We start from the raw sequence: 1,241 nt of genomic DNA, 5'->3' as shown, positions 1-1,241 counted from the left end.
TAGGACAAAAATAAGGGGAATAGCAGATAAAAAGAAAAAGGATTAAACTTGTCTACCAAGTTAAGCTTGCCGGCGGCGCCTTATCTTCCTCCTAGTCTTGCAGGACTATATTCAGATTTAATCCGCCGGCAATTTCTGGAAGCATCAGGCTCAAATAGAAATTCAGGTTATCCAGACCTATTAGCAAGGGTTTAAGCCGCCTTCCATGCTTAACTGAGTTTCACTCTAAAAGCAAAGATATGTTATTTGATTACTTTATTGGGGTAGATGTTTCTAAAAAATGGTTGGATTTTGCTTTCGTAACAGCGGGTCAAGTGCGCTGCCACCTACAGGTGGAGAATACGGTCGTTGGCATTAAGCAAGCTTTAAAGAGTTTGCAAGCCCAAGGCAAGGTTCCGCTCCGCCAGGCTTTGTTTTGCGTGGAACATACGGGGCTTTACCAAAATACCTTACTGGCTTATTTGAGTAAGCAGCAGGCCCACATCTGGCTGGAATCAGCGCTGCACATCAAAGCGGGCGGCGGACTGCAACGGGGCAAAACCGATAAAGTAGATGCTGGCCGTATTGCCCTGTATGCTTATAAAAACCAGGAAAGAATCAAAGCCTGGCAGCCACCCCGCCCGCAAGTGCAGCAACTCAGAGCCCTGGCCGCTTTACGTAACCGCTTGGTAGAAGCTAAAAAGCAACTGCAAGTACCTTTACAGGAACAAGAGCAGTTGCTGGAAAAAAGCCTGATACGTCAACTGGAGCAAAGCAGCCAGGCCAGTTTGAAGGCTTTAGAAAAGGACATTGCCCAAACCGAAGCCCATATGCAGGCCTTAATCAGCCAGGATGAGCAGTTGCAGCATTATTTTGATTTACTCACCAGTGTGCAGGGGATTGGTCCGGTGACCGCTACCCAGGTCATCATTGCCACCAATGAGTTCCAGGACTTCCAGCAGGCGAAAGCTTTTGCCTGTCACGCTGGCGTGGCACCTTTTGCTTATCAGTCCGGTTCCAGTGTTAGGGGCAAAACCAAAGTATCACCCAAAGCCGATAAAAAACTTAAACGCTTGTTGCACCTGGCAGCTCTAACCGTTATTCGTATCAAGGGGGAACTGCAAGATTATTACCACAGAAAAGTAGAGCAGGGTAAACATAAAATGAGTGTATTGAATGCCATTCGAAATAAACTCGTTCACCGCATGTTTGCCGTGGTACAAAAAAATAGAAAATATGAAAAAATTTACCCCGTACCGCTT

General features: G+C 46.3%; 1 protein-coding gene. It reads left to right on the top strand.

Annotated elements, in window-relative coordinates:
- Positions 1–239 precede the first annotated feature (239 nt).
- Positions 240–1,241: IS110 family RNA-guided transposase (locus AAE02nite_RS26065; RefSeq protein WP_146905850.1), on the top strand; the 1,002-nt coding region annotated here is incomplete at its 3' end.

This window comes from Adhaeribacter aerolatus (assembly GCF_007991635.1).
GTDB lineage: Bacteria > Bacteroidota > Bacteroidia > Cytophagales > Hymenobacteraceae > Adhaeribacter > Adhaeribacter aerolatus.
The sequence above is the reverse complement of the archived record's forward strand: the minus strand, read 5'-3'. Positions and strand labels throughout refer to the sequence as shown.